This window comes from Virgisporangium ochraceum (assembly GCF_016863655.1).
In the GTDB taxonomy this organism is placed as follows: domain Bacteria; phylum Actinomycetota; class Actinomycetes; order Mycobacteriales; family Micromonosporaceae; genus Virgisporangium; species Virgisporangium ochraceum.
In genome coordinates this window covers 1-18,175 of record NZ_BOPH01000054.1, presented here as the reverse complement: position 1 = coordinate 18,175, position 18,175 = coordinate 1, and the positions used below count along the sequence as shown (strand labels likewise).

The 18,175-nt window shown below is 72.3% G+C and carries 16 protein-coding genes; 5 read left to right on the top strand and 11 right to left on the bottom strand.

Features of this window, described 5'->3' with window-relative positions; all coding sequences use genetic code 11:
- Window positions 1–44 precede the first annotated feature (44 nt).
- Window positions 45–1,982, top strand: a complete 1,938-nt coding sequence (locus tag Voc01_RS20265; protein WP_203929050.1) for a putative bifunctional diguanylate cyclase/phosphodiesterase — start codon at window positions 45–47, stop codon at window positions 1,980–1,982.
- Between the two features lie 54 nt (window positions 1,983–2,036).
- Here Voc01_RS20265 and Voc01_RS20260 read toward each other — a convergent pair whose 3' ends face one another.
- Window positions 2,037–3,650, bottom strand: coding sequence for a DUF885 domain-containing protein (locus Voc01_RS20260; RefSeq protein ID WP_203929049.1), 1,614 nt, complete (start codon window positions 3,648–3,650; stop codon window positions 2,037–2,039).
- Window positions 3,651–3,674: 24 nt separating this feature from the next.
- Between Voc01_RS20260 and Voc01_RS20255 the strand changes: the two genes are divergently transcribed.
- A complete protein-coding gene (locus tag Voc01_RS20255) occupies window positions 3,675–4,226 on the top strand; it encodes a GNAT family N-acetyltransferase (RefSeq protein ID WP_203929048.1) in 552 nt (183 codons plus the stop codon).
- A 23-nt stretch (window positions 4,227–4,249) separates the two neighbouring features.
- Here the strand turns inward: Voc01_RS20255 and Voc01_RS20250 are convergent, their stop codons facing one another.
- Window positions 4,250–5,032 carry a D-Ala-D-Ala carboxypeptidase family metallohydrolase gene (locus Voc01_RS20250; RefSeq protein ID WP_203929047.1) on the bottom strand — a complete coding sequence of 261 codons (783 nt, stop codon included), beginning with the start codon at window positions 5,030–5,032 and terminating at the stop codon, window positions 4,250–4,252.
- A gap of 112 nt (window positions 5,033–5,144) precedes the next feature.
- Here Voc01_RS20250 and Voc01_RS20245 point away from each other — a divergent pair, with 112 nt between their 5' ends.
- The gene (locus Voc01_RS20245) at window positions 5,145–6,338 is read left to right on the top strand and encodes a winged helix DNA-binding domain-containing protein (protein WP_203929046.1); all 1,194 of its coding nucleotides are present in this window, start codon (window positions 5,145–5,147) and stop codon (window positions 6,336–6,338) included.
- On the opposite strand, the gene Voc01_RS20240 is transcribed toward Voc01_RS20245, so the two are convergent.
- Window positions 6,328–7,197, bottom strand: coding sequence for a glycoside hydrolase family protein (locus tag Voc01_RS20240; RefSeq protein ID WP_239160340.1), 870 nt, complete (start codon window positions 7,195–7,197; stop codon window positions 6,328–6,330). The genes Voc01_RS20245 and Voc01_RS20240 overlap by 11 nt on opposite strands.
- 88 nt (window positions 7,198–7,285) lie before the next feature.
- Here Voc01_RS20240 and Voc01_RS20235 point away from each other — a divergent pair, with 88 nt between their 5' ends.
- Window positions 7,286–8,086, top strand: coding sequence for a class I SAM-dependent methyltransferase (locus Voc01_RS20235; protein ID WP_239160339.1), 801 nt, complete (start codon window positions 7,286–7,288; stop codon window positions 8,084–8,086).
- Between the two features lie 4 nt (window positions 8,087–8,090).
- Here Voc01_RS20235 and Voc01_RS20230 read toward each other — a convergent pair whose 3' ends face one another.
- The 7 genes from Voc01_RS20230 to Voc01_RS20200 all read right to left on the bottom strand — a co-directional run bounded on the left by Voc01_RS20230 (window position 8,091) and on the right by Voc01_RS20200 (window position 16,327).
- Window positions 8,091–9,593, bottom strand: coding sequence for an Nramp family divalent metal transporter (locus Voc01_RS20230; RefSeq protein WP_203929045.1), 1,503 nt, complete (start codon window positions 9,591–9,593; stop codon window positions 8,091–8,093).
- Window positions 9,594–9,684: 91 nt separating this feature from the next.
- Window positions 9,685–10,842 carry a vWA domain-containing protein gene (locus Voc01_RS20225; RefSeq protein ID WP_203929044.1) on the bottom strand — a complete coding sequence of 386 codons (1,158 nt, stop codon included), beginning with the start codon at window positions 10,840–10,842 and terminating at the stop codon, window positions 9,685–9,687.
- Entirely contained in the window at window positions 10,839–11,720 is an 882-nt protein-coding gene (locus tag Voc01_RS20220) for an AAA family ATPase (RefSeq protein WP_203929043.1), read from the bottom strand. The genes Voc01_RS20225 and Voc01_RS20220 overlap by 4 nt, the downstream gene beginning before the upstream one ends.
- On the bottom strand, window positions 11,710–12,591 hold the full coding sequence (locus Voc01_RS20215; protein ID WP_203929042.1) for an XdhC family protein: 882 nt from the start codon (window positions 12,589–12,591) through the stop codon (window positions 11,710–11,712). Before Voc01_RS20215 ends, Voc01_RS20220 begins: the two co-directional genes overlap by 11 nt.
- Window positions 12,591–14,981, bottom strand: a complete 2,391-nt coding sequence (locus Voc01_RS20210) for an aerobic carbon-monoxide dehydrogenase large subunit (RefSeq protein WP_203929041.1) — start codon at window positions 14,979–14,981, stop codon at window positions 12,591–12,593. The genes Voc01_RS20215 and Voc01_RS20210 overlap by 1 nt, the downstream gene beginning before the upstream one ends.
- On the bottom strand, window positions 14,978–15,454 hold the full coding sequence (locus Voc01_RS20205; RefSeq protein ID WP_203929040.1) for a (2Fe-2S)-binding protein: 477 nt from the start codon (window positions 15,452–15,454) through the stop codon (window positions 14,978–14,980). The genes Voc01_RS20210 and Voc01_RS20205 overlap by 4 nt, the downstream gene beginning before the upstream one ends.
- A gap of 3 nt (window positions 15,455–15,457) precedes the next feature.
- Complete coding sequence (locus Voc01_RS20200) at window positions 15,458–16,327, bottom strand: FAD binding domain-containing protein (RefSeq protein ID WP_203929039.1); 870 nt, start codon at window positions 16,325–16,327, stop codon at window positions 15,458–15,460.
- A 140-nt stretch (window positions 16,328–16,467) separates the two neighbouring features.
- Between Voc01_RS20200 and Voc01_RS20195 the strand changes: the two genes are divergently transcribed.
- Window positions 16,468–17,412, top strand: a complete 945-nt coding sequence (locus Voc01_RS20195) for a LysR family transcriptional regulator (protein WP_203929038.1) — start codon at window positions 16,468–16,470, stop codon at window positions 17,410–17,412.
- Here the strand turns inward: Voc01_RS20195 and Voc01_RS20190 are convergent.
- Entirely contained in the window at window positions 17,396–18,076 is a 681-nt protein-coding gene (locus Voc01_RS20190; RefSeq protein ID WP_203929037.1) for a hypothetical protein, read from the bottom strand. The two genes, Voc01_RS20195 and Voc01_RS20190, sit on opposite strands and share 17 nt — an antisense overlap.
- Between the last annotated feature and the right edge of the window lie 99 nt (window positions 18,077–18,175).

Sequence of the window (18,175 nt, the reverse complement as noted above, 5' to 3'; positions counted from 1 at the left end):
AGGGCCCTTGAGCAGCCCGACCGGCACGCAGCGCGAGGAGTGAGATGGCCCCGTCGCTCTGGGTTGGCCGCCTCGCGTGGGTCGGCCTCGTGGTCACCGTGGTCGTGATCGGGGTCGGCACGCTGGTGGCCGGTGTGAGCGTGCGGAAGCAGACGAACATCGCCGCCACGCAGTCGGCCCTCGACAGCGCCTACGACGACGCGGCCGACGCGGTCGCCGCCCAGATCGCGATCGAACGGAAGTACCAGCTGCGCCCCGATCCGGCGCTGCGCAACGAGCTGGGCGACCAGCAGGCGAAGCTGAACCGGGCGCTGATCGAGGTGGTGCAGTACGGCACCGGCGCCGACCGGCGCACGGTCACCGACCTGCGCAACGCGCACATCCTGCTGAACCGGGGCATCCAGCGGATGCTGGAGGCGGTCGACGTCGGCGACCTCGGGCTCGCGCTGCACATCGAGACGACCGAGCTCGCGCCCGCCTTCGACACGATCCACAGCCTGCTGGTGAAGGCCGGCGAGTCGAGCGAGGAGACCGCCGACCGGGCCGTCGGCGACCTGCAGCGGCTCGAGTCGATCATGTTCGTGACGATCGGGGTGCTGTTCGCGTTGGGGCTCGCGTTCATCGCGGGATGCATGGTGCTCATCTCGCGGTTCCAGCGCCGGCTGGTCGAGCAGGCCGACGCCAGTCACCACCAGGCGACCCACGACTCCCTCACCGGCCTGCCGAACCGGGCCCTGTTCGCCGACCGGCTCGGCCGGGTGCTGGCCACCGGGGCGCCGCTGGCGGTGATGCTGCTCGACCTCGATCGCTTCAAGGAGGTCAACGACACGCTCGGCCACCGGTACGGCGACGACCTGCTGCGCCATGTCGCGCGGCGGCTGGGCGCGATGCTGCGCGGCTCCGACACCGTCGCGCGGCTGTCGGGCGACGAGTTCGCCGTGCTGCTGCCCGGGGTCGGCGCCGCCGACGGGCGCGAGCTGGCCGACCGGGTGCTGCAGGAGCTGCACCGCAGCTATCTGCTCGGCGACGTCACCGTCGACATCGAGATCAGCATCGGGATCGCGGTCGCGCCGGACCACGCCGACGCGGTCGAGGACATCATGCGGTGCGCGGACCTCGCGATGTACAGCGCGAAGGACGCGAAGACCGGCGTGGTGATGTACGACCCGCAGACGCTCGTGCACCAGCCGAACCGCCTGCTCCTGCTCGGCGACCTGCGCCGGGCGCTCGAACGGCAGGACGAACTGGCCCTGTACTACCAGCCGAAGGTCGGGCTGAACGTCGACCGGCTGTGCGGCGTCGAGGCGCTGGTGCGCTGGAACCATCCGGTGCGCGGGATGGTGTCGCCGGCCGAGTTCGTCCCGATCGCCGAGAGCACCGGCCTCATCAACCGGCTCACGGTCCACGTGCTGGCGCTCGCGTTACGGCAGGCGCGGTCGTGGCTCGACGCCGGGCACGAGATCCCGGTCGCGGTGAACCTGTCGCCGCGGTGCCTCCTCGAACCGACGCTGCTCGACACGGTGCGCGATCTGCTGACGCGGCACGGGGTTCCGGCACGCCTGTTGCGGCTGGAGGTCACCGAGACGGCCGTGATGGGCAACCCGACGCTCGCGTTGGAGACCCTGACGGGCCTGCACCGGCAGGGCGTGCGGTTGGCCATCGACGACTACGGCACCGGCTACTCGTCGATGGCGTACCTGAAGAAGCTTCCGGTCGACGAGCTGAAGGTCGACCGCTCGTTCATCCTCAACATGACCGCGAGCGACAACGACGCGATCCTGGTGCGCAGCGCCATCGACCTCGGCCACAACCTCGGCCTCACCGTGGTGGCCGAGGGCGTCGAGACCGCCGAGCACGTCGACGCGTTGCGGTTGCTGGGTTGCGACATCGCGCAGGGCTACCACTTCGCCCGTCCGATGCCGGCCGCCGAGGTGGTCGCGTGGTTGCGCGCGAGCGGGCGCGAGACCCGCGTCGCGGTCTGAAAAGCTTTTGTGTGACGCGCTACGGCACGGCCGGCTACGGAAAGCTTCGCCGGGTCAACCGACGTGGCGCAGTGTCTCCCGGAGCTGGTCGAGCCCCACCGGTCCCAGGTTCAGCAGGTCGGTGTGCCACCGCTTGAGGTCGAACCCTGGCCGCCGCTGGGCTTCCGCGCGGGCCGCGAGGAACGCGCGCTCGCCGAGCTTGTACGAGATGGCCTGTGCCGGCCACCCGAAGTACCGCACCACCTCGGCGTGCACGCGGTGCGGTTCGGCCCGGCCGCGGTCGCGCAGGAACCGGCAGGCGTTCTCGAACGTCCAGCGTGACCCGTCGGGCATCGGCAGGTCGAGGTGCACGCCGATGTCGAGCACCACCCGCGCCGCGCGCAGCGACGAGCCGGTGAGCATGCCGAGCCGGGTGCCGCGGTCGGTGAACCAGCCCAGCTCGTCGGCGAGCCGTTCGGCGTACAGGGCCCAGCCTTCGCCGTATCCGGACACCCCGGTGACCTTCGCGAACCGCGACAGGCTGTCGCCGGCGATGCGGCAGGCGCCGTTCTGCAGGTGATGCCCGGGCACACCCTCGTGGTACACAGTGGACAGTTCGCTCCACGTCTCGAACCGCGTGCGGCCACCCGTGGGCCACCAGGTACGCCCGGGACGGCTGAGGTCCTCGCTCGGCGAGGTGTAGTACGCCGCACCCGAGTTCGACCCGGTCGCGAGCACCACCTCGACGGTGTGCAGCGGCTCGGCGATGTCGAAGTGCACCCCGTGCAGCTGCCGGATGGCCCAGTCATGCTTGTCCTGCAACCATTCGCGGTACGCGTCTTCGCCGTCGACGAACTCCGACGCGTCGAGCAGTGCCATCGCCTCGTCGATGGTGGCACCGGGCTTGATGTGTCCGGCCTCGACGGCGAGCTCGGCCTCGATGCGTTCCAGCTCGGCCCAGCCCCACTCGTACGCCTCGCGCGCGTCGAGGTCGGCGCCGAGGCTGCCGCGGGCCGCGACCGCGTACCGCTCCGCACCGACGGCGTCGACCTCCGTTGCCCGCGGGGCGTACGTCTCGCGGAGGTACCGCGCCAGGTCGGTGTAGCCGGCGTCGGCCGCCCGCGCGGCCCGGGCCAGGTCGCCGGCCAGCGGGCCGTCGCCGTACGAGCGCACCAGCTCCTCGTGGCTGCCGACGTAGCTGTCGGCCTGTGCGGCGCCCTCGACCGCCTGCCGCCGTGCGGCGGTGGTTCCGCGCTCGATGCCGAGGTCGAGCGACCGGCGCCAGCTGGCAAGCATCTCCGGAACGGCGGCGAGCCGCGTCGCGATCCGGTGCCACCGCTCGTCGTCGCCGCGCGGCAGCATCGACGCGTTGTCGTGGACGATGTGCATCGTGCCGAACAGCGCCCGCAGGTCGCGCACCGGCTCACCGAGGTCGTACCAGGCTGCCTGCGACTCCAGCCGTTCGCGGAGGTAGGCCGCCGCGCCGCGGTCGGCGTCGCTCGTCGGTTCCAGCGTGGCCAGTTCCGCGAGCGTCGAGCGGACCAGGTCTTCGCGCGCCGCGTGCCCGTCGGGTCCGAAGTCGGTGGCGGGTCTGAACTCCGTTTCGACGCCGCGCATCGTGGCGAAGACGGGGTCGAACTCGGCGAGGCGGTCGACGTATCGGGCGCAGAGTTCGAACACCGGTGTCACCCGGAAACCCTATAGCGTGGTCCCGTGGACATCCACCTGACGACGGAACGGCTGGTGCTGCACTGGCTCGGACCCGGTGACGTCGACGACCTCGTGGAGCTCGACAGCGACCCCGAGGTCATGCGTTACCTCACCAACGGGAAGCCGACGACGCGGGAGACCGTCGAGCGCACCCTGTACGACGGCTGCGACCGGGAGGCCGGCTACGGCCGGTGGGCGGCCACGGAGAAGGCCACCGGAGCGTTCGTCGGATGGTTCGCGTTGAGCCGCGACGCGGAGACGCCGCCGGACGAGGGCGAGCTCGGGTACCGGCTGCGCCGCGACGCGTGGGGCAAGGGGTACGCGACGGAGGGTTCCCGCGCGGTGCTGCACAAGGCGTTCACCGAGCTGGGCACGCGCCGGGTGTGGGCGGAGACCATGTTCGTCAACACCCGGTCGCGGCAGGTGATGGAGCGGGTCGGGCTGCGGTTCGTGCGGGTGTTCCACCTCCACTTCGACGACCCGATCCCCGGCACCGAGCACGGCGAGGTCGAGTACGAGATCCTGCGGGAGGAGTGGGAGGGCGGGCGACCGTAGCGGGCCCCCCGCCCTTCGACGCGTTACGGGCCGTCGCCCTCGATCGGGTCGACGGACTGGATGCCGGCGACCGACACGCCGCAGTTGGCCGCCGACCAGTACCGGCTGGGCCGGTGGTCGACGTGCGTGTGGTCGTTGTGCGCGGGGTAGCCGGGGCCGAGGATGCCCCGGAACCCGTGGTTTCGGGCCTGCTGGGCCATGCGGCACAACGAGTGTGGGCCCTCGCCGAGGTCGACCGCGTCACCGTAGAGGTGCCGGCTGCTCGACGCGCCACCGACGGAGTTGTTGCACGAGACGCTGCGGAACCCGCTGGTGACCCGGAGCGGCTGGTCGCCCAGCGCGTGCCGCATCGCCTGCAGCTTCCACATGGACAGGAGGGCGTTGGCCTTCGCCGTCGCCGCCGGGACGTTGCCACCCGACCAGGTGCTGTTGCAGTTGTTGAGCTCGGCGTAGCTGAAGTTCACCGGCGTGCAGTCGTCGTCCTGCAGGGCGTAGAGCCGGTTGAACGTCGCCGTGCCGGCCACACCGTCGGCCGAGAGCCCGTATGCCTGCTGGAACCGCACCAGTGCGGCCCGGGTGGCGGGTCCGAACGCGCCGTCGACGCCGAGAACGGCGCCGTAGCCGGGGTAGCCGGATAGCCGGATCTGCAGTTGCCGGACGTCCTCACCCGATGCTCCTTCGGCGAGGTTCCGGTTCCAGGTGTAGCAACCGTCCGCGAGCGCCTTGTCGGGCATGACGAACACGCCGGCGATCGTTGCGGTCACGGTGAGTAGAAGCGACACGAACACACTGCCGAGCCGCCGCATGACGCCTCCAGTTCTGCCCCCCATGAGCAGTTCCGGGTTTGATCGAAGTATGGCGATGGGTTGGATGACCGTCAAGGCATCGATCGGCGCCGATCGTGATAGACACCTGGACATGCGTCGGATCACCACCGCACAGCGGCGGGCCCGGCTGGCCCGCCGGCACCGGCTCGCCGGCGGGGCCGGTGCGTCCACTGTGGAGGATGCGACCGGCTCGCTCGTCGCGTTGCACGCCACCGATCCCGCGACGGTGTTCCTCTCGCTGCGGGCCCGGGTCCCCGGGGTCACCGTGGCCGGGGTCGAGCGCGCGCTGTACGAGGACCGCTCGCTGGTGCGGATGATGGCCATGCGGCGCACGTTGTTCGTCGTGCCGGTGGCGTCGGTTCCGGTGGTGCAGGCCGCCGCGGGCCGCGCGGTGGCCGCGACCCAACGCCGCCGTTACCTCTCGTTGATGGACGGCGGTGTGATGACCGACGTCGCCGGCGACGCGCCCACCGACCGGGCGGCCTGGCTGGCCGATGTGGAGGCCGAGACGCTGCGGACCCTCGTCGCCCGCGGCGAGGCCGTCGGTGCCGAGCTGGCGCGCGACGTGCCGCGGCTCGGCGCGAGCGTGGAGCTGGCGCAGGGACGGTCGTACGCCGCCACCCAGCGGATCACCAGCTGGGTGCTGAACCTGATGGCGCTCGACGGTCGCATCGTGCGCACCCGTCCGCGCGGGTCGTGGATCAGCCAGCAGTGGCGCTGGGCGCCGACCGACGCGTGGCTGGGCACCGCCATCGCCGACGTACCGGTCGAGGAGGCCCGCGCCGAGCTCGTGCGCCGGTGGCTCGCGGCGTTCGGGCCGGCTCCGGTCACCGACATCAAGTGGTGGACGGGGTGGCCGCTGGGCCAGGTGCGCGCGGCGCTCGCCGCGATCGGTCCCGAGGAGGTCGACCTCGACGGCACGCCGGGCGTGCTGCTGCCCGGCGACACCGACGACGAGGCGCCGGAGCCGTGGGTCGCGCTGCTTCCCGGTCTCGACCCGACCCCGATGGGCTGGCAGGAGCGGTCGTGGTTCCTCGGGCCGCATGCCGCCGCGTTGTTCGACCGCAACGGCAACGTCGGTCCGACCGTGTGGTGCGACGGGCGCATCGTCGGCGGCTGGGCGCAGCGCGGTGACGGTGAGGTGGTGACGCGGCTGCTGGAGGACGTCGGCGCGGAGGCGGCCGCCGCGGTGGAGGCGGCGGCGGCCGGTGTCGCCGCGTGGGTGGGCCCGACGCGTGTGACGCCGCGCTTCCGGACCCCGCTGGAGAAGGAGCTTACGGCGTGACGAGCTCGGTACGCAGTTCGTGGCTCCCGTCGGGCAGCCGGGCCTCGTAGTAGACGCGGTACCCGCCGCCGGGCAGCGGCACCGCCTCCAGGTACCGCACGTCGGTGACGGGTGTGCCGGGCACCGCCGACAGGCCGTCGCCGTCGGGTGCGGCGATTCCGCTGCGCTCGAACCAGTTCTCCTCCGCGGTGGCGCGCCCGTCGTACGCGGCCCGGCCGTCGGGCAGCACGGTGGTAACGCGCGCGCCGCGGGCGTCCCACTCGCTCGACCGTCCACTGAGGACGGTGCCGTGCCACGTCCAGGAGAGCCCGTCGTCGCTCGTGGCGTACGCGGTGTTCATGCGGTCTTCGGCGCCGGGGATGTCGAGGAGGTGGCAGCAGATCCAGGCGTGGTACGTCCCGTCGACGAGGTGGACGACCGGATCCTTCACCGCGTTCAGGTCGTCACCGGGGAACCCGGGCAGCGCCGGCGCGTCGGCCAGCTTCGCCGGGTCGTCGGCCTCCAGAAGCTCGATCCACCACCGCTTGCTGCCGGGGTCGTCGACCGGGCTGCCCATGCACACCCACATGCGCCACCGGCCCGGGCCCACCTTCACGAGCGCGGGGCGCTCCATCCAGTGGGCGCCGAAGCGCCGGCCGTCGAGCACCGCCACCGTCGTGAACGTCTCGCCGTCGGGTGAGCGCGCGACGACCGTCTGGTCGAGACCGTCGTGCCCGTTGCGCACCCGGTAGGCGAGGACGAAGGTGCCGTCGTCGTCGAGCACGACGCTCGGCGCGCCCGCCCAGTACCCGGGGCCGGCCGCCGGCGCCGGCGCCACGACCACGGGCGTCGCGGAACCGGGGAGCGGGAAGTCCGTCATGGCGGGTAAGCCTACGGCGGCTGTGCCGGCTTGTCCGCCTCCGGCGGAATGCCCCCCACGGCAGCGGAGAGACCGCCACGATGGAGCGATGTCCGAACCGGTGCTCAGAGGATTCAGCGGCGACGTCGCCCAGAACTACGCGCGGTTCCGGCGCGGATACCCGTCGCCGGTCGTCGACGCGCTGGCCGAGGCGTTCGCGCTCGACCGCACCGACGTGGTGGTCGACCTGGGCTGCGGCACGGGCCAGTTGACGCTGCCGCTCGCCGGCCGGGTGCGGGCCGCGGTCGGTGTCGACCCGGAGCCCGACATGCTGCGCCTGGCGGGAACGGCCGCGCGTCACGCGGGCGTGCGCAACGCGTCCTGGATGGTCGGCTTCGACAGCGACCTGCCGGCGTTGGGCGCGCTGCTCGGCCCCGGCACGGTCGCGGCGGTGACGGCCGCGGTCGCGATCCACTGGATGGACCAGGCCGCGCTGTTCGCGGCCGCGCGGCCCCTGCTGCGACGCGGTGGGGGCGTCGCCGTGGTCACCAACGGCGCGCCGCTGTGGCTGCAGGACAGCGACTGGTCGCGCACGCTGCGCGGCGTCCTGGAGGCGTGGACCGCGCGCGACGTGGGCTGGGCCTGCGGCACCGACGAGGGGTCGCGTGCCGGCTACCGCGACGCCATGGCCGCGGCCGGCTACACGACCGGCGAAACCCGCGTGGAGTACGAGGCCGAACTCGACCTCGACGGCATCATCGGCGGCATGTTCTCGGCGATGTCGGCGGTGGACGTGTCGGATCCGTACCGGCGCAACGACTTCGAGGCCCGGGTGCGCGCCGCGCTGGCGCCGCGCACCCGGTTCGTCGAGCACGTCACCGTCGTCGTGCAGACGGGCACTCTCGGATGAACGGTCAGAACGTGATCAGCGGGTCGCCGATCAGGTCGGCGACGAAGTTGACGAAGAAGAAGCCGAAGAACAGCACGTTGAGCACCAGGATCACGTAGTGCCACGGCCGCGGCCGGGCCGGCCTCGGCAGCCTGCTGTTGAGATACATCAACAGGAACGGGTAGATGAGCGCGCCGAGGTTCGACATGTTCGCCGACCACTGCACGAGGTTCACCGGCAGCGCCTGGTGCAGCACCACCGAGATCACGACGATCAGCAGCAGCATGAACGGGTAGTAGAACCGGCGCGGGTCACCCTCGATGAGCTTGCGCAGCCGGGGGCTGGTGCCGTGCGCGGCGTCGGTCGTCACCCGCACCATGCCCTCGAAGATGCCGAGCTGCGTGCTGAACAGGATCAGCACACCGAGAACCAGCGCGACGTAGAACATCGGCCGCCCGTACTCCTCCTCGAACACGCCCGCCACGAACGTCGGCACGGTGGCCGCCGTCGGACGCTCGCCCGACACCTCGACGGCGTGCGCCATCAGGATCGTCGGCAGCAGCATGCCGAGCATCGCCCCGATGAAGAACACGCCCCACTGGTCGAGCATGAGCAGCCGGTACCAGCGCTTCCACCGGCCGCGGTTGAGTTCGTCGTCGGGGAAGGTGACACCCACCGCCTTCAGCTCGGGCCGTTCGCCGCGCAGCCCGGAGATGTACCCGGTGCGGTAGCCCATGCCGTAGCCCTTGTCGCGGTAGTGGCCCATCACGTACCAGTTGAGCCCCGACGCGAGCGCGGTGAACCCGGCGAGGCCGCCGAGCTGGGTGGCGGTGATCCCGTCGGGCGGCATCGCGGGGGTCACGAAGCCGCGGATGCCCTCCCACCACTGCGAGAACGGCACCACGAACAGGTCGATGAGCAGCAGGCCGGCGAGGATCGTGCCGACCATCACCCAGTTCGCCAGCTCCAGCGACCGGCTGATGCGCCGGGCGGCGACGGTGATGAGGAAGACCAGCACCAGCAGGGCGATCGCCCAGATGCGCGGCTCCTCCGCACCGGCGGGCGCCACCTCGCCGTGCACGAGCGCGTACATGCCCTGCCCGGCCGAGGCGGCCCAGCCACCGGCGATGAACGCGAAGATGACGATGAAGACCGACAGCGGCACCCACACCAGGACGCCGGGCGGAACGCGTCCCCACGAGACCACCGGTGACTCACCGGTGGCCATGACCGTGCGGGCGATCTCCACGTTGTAGAACGTCTGCAGGACGGCCGAGACGAGGATGACCCAGCCGACCCCGATGAAGCCGTACTGGCCCACCGCCTGCGGGCCGAGGAGCCACTCGCCGCTGCCGATGGAGATGCCGAGCGCGATCAGGCTGGGTCCGATGGCGAACTTGATGATCTGTGCCGGGCCGAGCCGGCGGACCTTGAAGACCTCCTCCGGCTCCGGCAGGTCGTCGACCGCGAGTGGGGGACGGGTCTTCCCTAGTTGGACGGTTCTGGCGTCATCCGCGACCTCTGACATGAGGCGCCTCCCATGGGGGCATGTGGAGATTGAGCCGGACATCAATGGTGGTCCGGTCCGACGCCTAGATCAATAGAAGATGACCAATACGTTACCGACGCGTGTCCGCCAGCGCGGCCAGAAGATCGTCGAGCGCGGTGAGACTGTGCGCGCTGACCACCGCGTCGCAGTACGGCCAGGCGGCGGCCATCCCGCCGACCAGCGGCCGGTAGCGCGGGCTCTGGGTGCGTGGGTTCGCCCACACGATCCGGTACGCCAGCCGCGACAGCCGCTCCAGCTCGTGCGCGAGCGCCTCCGGCGGTCCGGTCTCCCAGCCGTCGGAGACGATCAGCACCACCGCGCCGCGGGCCGGGCCGCGCCGGCCGTGACGGTCGACGAAGTCCTTGACGGCGGCGGCGATCCTGGTTCCGCCCGACCAGTCGGGGGCGGCGCGCCCGGCCTTCTCCAGCGCGGCGGCGGGCGCGTTGCCGGCGAACACCCGGGTGAGCCGCGTCAGCCGCGTGGCGAACGTGAACACCTCGGCGCGGGCCGCACCCGCCGCGCAGTACAGCAGTTGCAGCATCGCGCGCCCGTACGGCTCCATCGAGCCGGAGATGTCGCACAGCACCACGAGCCGGCGCGGCTTCTCCCGCGGACGGCGGTGCACGAGCGTGGCCGGGTCGCCCCCGGTGCGCCGGCCCAGGCGCAGCGTCGAGCGCAGGTCGACCCGGGTGCCGTGCGGCACGCGCACCGTGCGCCGCGACCGCCTCGGCGGGGTGGCGATGCGCAGCCGGCGCATCGCGTCGACGAGCGTGGCCAGCTCGGCGGGGGAGAGGTCGGCGAAGTCGCGCCCGGCGAGTCGTTCGACGGCGGTCGCCACCGACGGACCCTCCACGGTGGACGCTCCGGGGTCGGCGGCGCCGCCCGCGGACGGACGGCCGCCGGTGGTCGACGGCGCGCCCGCGCCGCCCGGTGCCGGGCGGCCCGGGTCCTCCGGCACGGTGGTGCGGTTGCGCGGGTCGCCACGGTCTGAGGCACTGTCGAACCAGCCGTCGAAGACCGCGTCGAAGACCCGGTCGAGCACCTCGAGCTGGTCGGGACCGGCGGCGAGGGTGGCGCGGGCGCACCAGCGCAGCCGGTCGACCGTTGCCGGCCGCACGACCGTGACCGCGCGCGCGAACCGGGCGCACCGGTCGGGTCCGACCGGCAGGCCGGCCGCCCGCAGCATCGCCCCGAACTCGGCCGCGACCGCCGCGAGGTCCGGGGTCACGGGACCACGTGCGACAGGCCCGCGGCGCGGACCAGTTCCACGTCGTCCTGGTGCTTGAGGACGGCGCCGATCGTGCGGTCGGCCGCGTTCGGGGTCAGCGCCTGCAGGCCCAGGGCGCGCAGCGCGCCGGTCCAGCTGATCGCCTCGGCGATTCCGGGCGGCTTCGTGAGGTCCATGGCCCGCAGCCGGTCGACCGTTCCGGCCACCGAGCCCGCGAGGTCACCGGTCGCGGCGGGCACGCGGCGGCGGATGATGGCCGCGACCCGGTCAGCGGTCGGGTAGGCGATCCAGTGGTACAGACAGCGGCGGCGCAGCGCGTCGTGCAGGTCGCGGGTGCGGTTCGACGTCAGCACAGCCACCGGCGGATGCACGGCGCGGCGGGTGCCGACCTCCGGGATCGTCACCGCGCCCTCGGCGAGCAGTTCGAGCAGGAACGCCTCGAACTCGTCGTCGGCGCGGTCGACCTCGTCGAGCAGCAGCACCGCCGGCCGCGGACCGGGATGCTCGATCGCGGCGAGCAGCGGACGGGCGAGCAGGTACTCCGGCCCGAACAGGTCGGCGTCGGCCAGCCGCTCGCCCCGCGCCTCGGCCAGCCGGATGCCGAGCAGCTGCCGCGGGTAGTTCCACTCGTACAGCGCCTCGGCGACGGTCAGGCCCTCGTAGCACTGCAGCCGCACCAGCACCGTGTCGAGCACGGTCGCCAGCGCCTTGGCCGCCTCGGTCTTGCCGACGCCGGGCTCGCCTTCGAGCAGGATCGGCTGGCCCATCGCCACCGCGAGGAACAGCGAGGTGGCGAGGGCCTCGTCGGCGAGGTACCCGGTGGCCGACAGGCCGGCCACCAGACCGTCCACATCGGACAGCGGTGGCTCAGGCGCCATACCGGCCCGGATCGTCGACGAACGCGTCACGGCAGCCCGTGCCGCAGAAGTACCACGTGCGGCCGTCGTGCTCGGCCTGCAGCGACGACGCCGACACCGCCACCGCCATGCCGCAGACCGGGTCGAGGGCGCTCGCCACCGGAGGTGCCAGCTGGGCCGGTGCGGGTGCGACGCGCGTCCGCGTCCCGATGATCTCGGCCAGGATCGAGACCGCGACATCGGGTGCGGACCGCGCCCCGATGTCGAGGCCGGCCGGTGTGCGTACCTGGTCCGCGGTGAGCCCCGCGTCGGCGAGCACGGCGGCGCCCCGCTTCCGGCTGGCGACCAGCGCCACGTACGGCACCCCGGCGCGGACGGCGGCCGCCAGAACCGCCTCCTCGTCGCGGCCGTGCGACGCCACCACGACCGCGCCGGCGTCGGCCGGCACCGCCTGGGCCGGGTCGGTGGTGGCGACCATGTCGTAGCCGGCCGCCTCACCGACCCGGGCCAGGGCCCGGGCCACCGGCGCGTCGCCGAACACGTACAGCAGGGTCGCCGGGATCATCGCCTCCATGAAGATGTCCAACGCCCCGCCGCTCAGGCAGGGGTTGGTCACGGTGACCACGCCGTCCTCGTCCGACGCCGGCGACGGGGTGATCCGCAGCAGCGTCGACTCGCCGGTCGTCAGCAGCCGCAGGCCCTCCATCCGGACCGTCGACTCCGCGCAGGTGCCGCCGACGAACCCGTCGAGGGTCCCGTCGGGCAGCACCAGCGCGCGGTCGCCGGCCTTGGCGCTGGTGGGTTTCTGAGCGCGCACCACCGTCGCCAGGACGAACGGGGTGCGCTGCGCGCGCAGGGACTGCGCGCGCAGCAACAGGTCGGCGGCGGTCATTACGTGATCGCCAGGTCGGGACGGATCGGCGAGCCCTGGACCGCCCGCCACACCGCGGCCGGGGTGAGCGGCATGTCGGCGTGCCGGATCCCGTACGGCTTCAACGCGTCGAGGACGGCGTTGACCACCGCCGCCGGTGACCCGACGGTGGCCGACTCGCCGACGCCCTTGGCGCCGATGGGGTGGTGCGGCGACGGCGTCACGGTCTCGCCGAGCTCCCACGACGGGCACTCCATCGCGGTCGGCAGCAGGTAGTCCATGAAGGAGCCGCCGAGGCAGTTGCCGTCCTCGTCGAACGCGATCAGCTCCATCAGCGCCATGCCGATGCCGTCGGCGAGCCCGCCGTGGATCTGGCCCTCGACGATCATCGGGTTGATGCGGACCCCGCAGTCGTCGACGGCGACGAACCGCCGCACCTTCACCTGCCCGGTGACCGGGTCGACGTCGACGACGCAGACGTACGCGCCGAACGGGTACGTGAGGTTCGGCGGGTTGTAGACCGTCGTCGCGTCGAGGTGCCCCTCCACGCCCTCGGGCAGCTCCAGGCTGCCGTGCGCGGCGAGCGCGATCTCGGCCATGGTCTTCCCCTTGTCGGGGTCGCCCTTGACGAACCACCGGCCCTTCTCCCACTCGAGGTCCTCTGTGGACACTTCGAGCATCGCGCCGGCGACGATCTTCGCCCGCTCGCGTACCTTGCGCGCCACGACGGCCGTCGCCGCGCCGGAGACCGGCGTCGACCGCGACCCGTAGGTGCCCAGGCCGAACGGCGTCTGGTCGGTGTCGCCGTGCACCACCTCGATGTCGTCGGGGGAGATGCCCAGCTCCTCGGCCACGATCTGCGCGTACGTGGTCTCGTGGCCCTGGCCCTGCGACTGCACCGAGATCCGCAGCACGGCCTTGCCGGTGGGATGCACCCGCAGCTCGGCGCCGTCGGCCATGCCGAGGCCGAGGATGTCCATGTGCTTGCGCGGGCCCGCGCCGACCGCCTCGGTGAAGAAGCTGATGCCGATGCCGGTGAGGGCCGACGTGCGGTCGCCGGCCTCCCAGCGCTCGCGCTGCGCGGCCTGCACCTCGCGGATGTCGGAGTACCCGACCTTCTCCAGCGCCATTTCCAGCGCCCGCGGGTAGTCGCCGGAGTCGTACTCCCACCCGGTCGGGCTGAGGTACGGGAACTGGTCGGGCTTGAGCAGGTTCTTCATCCGCAGCTCGGCGGGGTCCATCTTCAGCTCGTAGGCGAGGACGTCGACCATGCGTTCGACGAGGTACGCCGCCTCGGTGATGCGGAAGGAGCACGCGTACGCCACGCCGCCCGGCGCCTTGTTGGTGTAGACGCCCTTCACGTCGCAGTACGCCGCCTCCAGGTCGTACGAGCCGGTGAACACGTGGAAGAAGCCGGCCGGGTACTTGGTGGGCTGCGCGGTGCCGTTGAACGCGCCGTGGTCGGCGAGCACGGTGACCCGCACCGCCCGGATCCTCCCGTCCCGGGTGGCGGCCACCTCGCCCTTCATGTGGTAGTCGCGGGCGAAGCTGGTGCTCATCAGGTTCTCGGAGCGGTCCTCCATCCACTTCACCGGCTTGCCGGTGACGATCGACCCGACGATCGCGCACACGTAGCCGGGGTAGATGCCGACCTTGTTGCCGAAGCCACCGCCGATGTCGGGCGAGATGACCCGGATCTTGTGCTCGGGCAGCCCGGCGACCATCGCGTACACCGTGCGGTGCGCGTGCGGGGCCTGCGTGTTGCACCAGATCGTCAGCTTGCCGGTCACCTTGTCGAAGTCGGCGATCGCGCCGCACGTCTCCAACGGGGCCGGGTGCACCCGCGGATACAACACGTCCTCCGTGACGACGACCTCCGAGGAGGCGAAGATCCCGTCGCACTTCGCCTTGTCGCCGGCGCTCCAGTCGAAGATGTGGTTGTCGGTCTTGCCGTCCTTGTCGTCGCGGATCACCGGTGCGCCGGGGTCGAGCGCCTTCCGGGCGTCGACCACCGCCGGCAGCGGCTCGTACTCGACGTCGATGAGCTCCAGCGCGTCACGCGCGGCGTACCGGTCCTCGGCGACGACGAACGCCACCTCCTGGCCCTGGAACCGCACCTTGTCGGTGGCGAGCACGGCCTGGGTGTCGTACGACAGCGTCGGCATCCACGCGAGGTTGAGGGTCGCGAGCGTCGCGCCGGTGATGACCGCGACGACCTTCGGGTGCGCCTCCGCGGCGGTCGTGTCGATGGAGACGATCCGGGCGTGCGCGAACGGGCTGCGCAGCACGGCGCCGTGCAGCATGCCGGGCAGCTGGATGTCGTCGACGTAGTTGCCCTGGCCCCGGATGAAGCGCGCGTCCTCCTTGCGCTTCATCGATCCGTAGCCGATGGGGGTGTCGGTGGCGGTCATTGCGGCGCCGCCTCCTTCTCGTGGGAAGCGGCCCACCGGACCGAGCGGATGATGTTCTCGTACCCGGTGCACCGGCACGACTGGCCGGAGATCGCCTCGCGGATCTCGTCGTCGCTGGGGTCGGGGTTGTGGTCGAGCAGCCAGCGGGCGGTCATCATCATGCCCGGCGTGCAGAACCCGCACTGCAGGCCGTGGCAGGCGACGAACCCTTCCTGCACCGGGTCGAGGGACCCGTTCCGCTCCAGGCCCTCGACGGTCCGCACGGTGTGGCCGTGCGCCATCACGGCCAGCACGGTGCACGACTTGACCGGCTTGCCGTCGAGCCACACGGCGCACACACCGCAGTTGGACGTGTCGCAGCCCCAGTGAGTGCCGGTGAGCCCGAGCGTGTCGCGGAGGAAGTGGACGAGCAGGAGTCGGGAGTCGACGTCGCGCGTGTACTCGACGTCGTTGACGGTGACGGTGATCTGCACTGCTCAACCTCCTGCTCGGACGGTGGCCCGGCGGAGCGCCCGTACGGTGAGTTCGCCGGCGAGGTGCCTCTTGTAGTCGACGGGCCCGCGCTGGTCGGCCACGGGCCGGCAGTGCTCGGCGGCGACGCGCCCGGCCAGCGCGAAGCTCTCGTCGGACGCGGGCTGCCCGCGCAGCGCGTCCTCCGCCTCGGCGGCCACGAAGTGCTCCGCGCCGACGGCGGTGAGCCCGATGCCGACGTCCTGCACCGTGCCGTCGGCGGCGAGCCAGATCGCGGCGCCGGCCGCGGCCACGGCCCAGTCGCCGACGCGGCGCTCCACCTTCTCGTAGGCACTTCCACCGCCGGGACGCACGGGCACGCGTACCTCGGTGAGTAGTTCGCCGGGGCCCACCACGGTCTCGTAGGGTCCGACGTGGAAGTCGCGCACCGCCACGGTCCGCTCGCCGCTCTGGCCGCGGATGACAGCGATGGCGCCGACGGCGCCGAACGCGGCGGACAGGTCCTCGGACGGGTCGGCCTGGCACAGTGACCCGCCGACTGTGCCGCGGTTGCGCACGAGCGGGTCGGCGATCAGCCGCTCGGCGTCGTGGAAGATCGGGTAGTGCTCGCCGACCACGGGCGAGTCGAGCAGGTCGGCGTGGCGGGTCAGGGCGCCGATGGCGAGGTGGTCTCCATCGAGCCGGATGTAGGCCAGTTCGGCGAGGTCGTTGATGTCGATCAACGCTTCCGGCCGGGCGAGCCGCAGTTTCATCATGGGGATCAGGCTGTGGCCACCGGCCACCACCCGGGCCTCCTCGCCCCAGCGGGCGAGCAGGTTCAGGGCGTGTTCGACGCTGGTGGCCCGTTCGTACTCGAAATGCGCCGGGACCTGCATGGCGACCCCTTTGTCGGAATGGGCGCGGTGTGGGTGGCGCACATCGTTCCCGCGTGGAGGGGGCGGCGGCAAGGGGACAATAACCGTTTGGTTAATCGGCGGGTGGGCGCGCGGCGGTCCGGGGTGGCATCGTTCAGGGCGTGACGCTCACCCAGCTCAGCGCGTTTGTGCTGGTTGCCCGGCTTGGATCGGTTCGTGCCGCGGCCGACCTGCTCGGCGTCACCGAGCCCGCGGTCTCCCGGGCGCTGGCCGCGCTGCGGCAGCACCTCGACGACCAGCTCGTGGTCCGCGAGGGCAACACCATGAAGCTCACCGAGGGCGGTAGCCGCCTGTACGGCATCGCGTCGCAGATGGTCGCGCTGGGCGCCGAGGCCGAGGTCGCGGTCCGCACCGGCAAGGGCGCGGCGGCGCCGCTGCGGCTGCTGGTCACCAGCACCATCGCCGAGTTCGTCGCCGCGCCGCTGCTCGACGCGTTCGGGCGGCGGTGGGCCGGCGCGTTCAACCCGTCGAGCGGCGTGGCGACCGCCGCCGAGATGCGGGCGCTGCTGCCGAACCGGCTCGCCGACGCGTCCCTCGGTCCCGAGCTGACCGGTGACCCGGCGCTGGGACTGGTGAGCGAGCCGGTGCTGCGGTACCGCATCGTCGTGGTGCGCTCGCCGAGGCTCCGGCCGAAGGGCGCCCCGCACCGGTGGCAGTGGCTCGTCGACCCGTCCGGCGCCGATCCGGAGTCCGACACCGGGCGGGTCCTGCGCGCGCACGGGGTGCCCGAGGAGCGGGTGCGCGTCTTCCCGAACCAGACCGCCGCGTGGGCCGCGGCCGCCGACGGCGCCGGGGTGGCGCCGGCCATAGACAGCCTGGTCGCCAGCCACCTGCGCCGCGGCGAGCTGTGCCCGGTCGACGACCTGGCCCCGCTGATCGGCTCCTGGTTCGTCACCACGCTCGCCGCCGAACGCCGGTCCGACGCGGCGCTGCGGCTGCGCAACTTCCTCGGCACGCCCGCGGCGATGCAGCTCATGTGTTCGCCCGGCACGGGCGTCGCGCCGTCGCGCTTCCGCCCGCCGGTCTACGTCACGATCTGGAGCTGACGCGCCGGCGCCGCCCGTAGAGGAGAAGGCCGAGAACCAGGCCGGTCGCCGCGAGGGCGGCCAGCACCGTCGTGGTCGGGCGCGTGATTTGTGACGCCGTAGGCTCCGTCGCCGCGTTCTGTGCCGGCGCCGTGGCTGGCTGAACCGGTAGCGCCGCCGTCTCGTCGAACGGGTCCCTGTTCGTGTCCACCGGCATCTCCGGCGGCCGGACGTCCGTCCACGGCAGCTGCTCCGCGGGGAACTTCATGGGTGGCGGCACGGGCAGCGCGGTGAGGCCTCCCGGCACCGCGACCGTGCCGATCCGGTACGGCTGGAAGATGCCCTGCTGGCCGGTCAGCGTGTAGGTCCCGGCCGCCGGCACGACGATCGAGGTGACATAGTGCGCCCGCTCCGGCAGCGCGGTCGCCGTGAAGACCCTGCGGCCGTTCGGCCCGTCGACCTGCAGGCCCACCGGTTCCAGGTCGCCGTCGTACGGGTGCGAACCGTGCTGGAGCACCCAGAAGCCGATCGTGTAGGACTTTCCGGGCTCGAACGTCGCGGGTACCGGGTCGAGCACCGTGGTCGCCCAGCCGCCGGCCTGTGCCGGTGCCGCGCCCACGACCGCGCCGACCGTTCCGGCGCACAGAGCCACGAGTAGAGCGGACACCGCTCGGATCAGTCTCATCTGTTGCCCACCTCCGTCAGGTGGACACCGCCGCGGCGGCGGAGGTTCCCGGCCGTGGGTCGAGGTCCGGAGGCAGAGGACCTCGACCCACGGCGGGGG

Coding starts and splice junctions, on each gene's coding strand:
- Voc01_RS20190 (WP_203929037.1), bottom strand. CDS start 18,076: ATGAGACTGATCCGAGCGGTGTCCGCTCTACTCGTGGCTCTGTGCGCC.
- Voc01_RS20245 (WP_203929046.1), top strand. CDS start 5,145: ATGCGTCGGATCACCACCGCACAGCGGCGGGCCCGGCTGGCCCGCCGG.
- Voc01_RS20250 (WP_203929047.1), bottom strand. CDS start 5,032: ATGCGGCGGCTCGGCAGTGTGTTCGTGTCGCTTCTACTCACCGTGACC.
- Voc01_RS20215 (WP_203929042.1), bottom strand. CDS start 12,591: ATGACCGCCGCCGACCTGTTGCTGCGCGCGCAGTCCCTGCGCGCGCAG.
- Voc01_RS20200 (WP_203929039.1), bottom strand. CDS start 16,327: ATGCAGGTCCCGGCGCATTTCGAGTACGAACGGGCCACCAGCGTCGAA.
- Voc01_RS20240 (WP_239160340.1), bottom strand. CDS start 7,197: ATGACGGACTTCCCGCTCCCCGGTTCCGCGACGCCCGTGGTCGTGGCG.
- Voc01_RS20210 (WP_203929041.1), bottom strand. CDS start 14,981: ATGACCGCCACCGACACCCCCATCGGCTACGGATCGATGAAGCGCAAG.
- Voc01_RS20230 (WP_203929045.1), bottom strand. CDS start 9,593: ATGTCAGAGGTCGCGGATGACGCCAGAACCGTCCAACTAGGGAAGACC.
- Voc01_RS20265 (WP_203929050.1), top strand. CDS start 45: ATGGCCCCGTCGCTCTGGGTTGGCCGCCTCGCGTGGGTCGGCCTCGTG.
- Voc01_RS20220 (WP_203929043.1), bottom strand. CDS start 11,720: ATGGCGCCTGAGCCACCGCTGTCCGATGTGGACGGTCTGGTGGCCGGC.
- Voc01_RS20235 (WP_239160339.1), top strand. CDS start 7,286: ATGTCCGAACCGGTGCTCAGAGGATTCAGCGGCGACGTCGCCCAGAAC.